The sequence below is a fragment of the Salinimicrobium oceani genome (assembly GCF_012037645.1).
On the sequence record NZ_JAAVJR010000494.1, the window covers coordinates 1 to 486 of the forward strand.

Annotated in this window: 1 protein-coding gene; it reads left to right on the top strand. The window is 42.4% G+C overall.

Translation table 11 applies throughout. The features are described 5' to 3' along the window. On the top strand, positions 1–486 hold a 486-nt coding region (locus HC175_RS17895), incomplete at both ends, for a tyrosine/phenylalanine carboxypeptidase domain-containing protein (RefSeq protein ID WP_168139617.1).

Consider the following 486-nt stretch of genomic DNA (forward strand, 5'->3'; position numbering starts at 1 on the left):
AAGTTCACGTGCGAAGTGATGTGAATATTTTAATGGTCTCCCAGGGAGAACTTTACATTCCTATAGATTATAAATTAAATGCCAATGAGACTATTGCACTTATACAGCATGAAATTGGCACCCATGTCCTCACCTATTACAATGGGAAGCGGCAACCTTTAAAACTTTTATCCATAGGCCTGACTGACTATGATACGCTACAGGAAGGGCTGGCCGTGATGTCTGAATATTTTGTAGGAGGATTGACGGCAAACAGGATGAGAACTCTCGCCGGGAGAGTAGTAGCTTCTGCAGCAAGAATGCATGGAGCAGATTTCCAGGGAATCTTCAGATTGTTACACAAAGATTACAACTTCTCCCCTGCCCGTTCTTTTAATATTACTTCAAGGATCCTGCAGGGAGGCGGATTCACCAAGGATATTTCTTATTTCAAAGGCTTTTTACAGGTGAAGGAATATTTAGAAGAAGGGGGAGAACTGGAGCCTT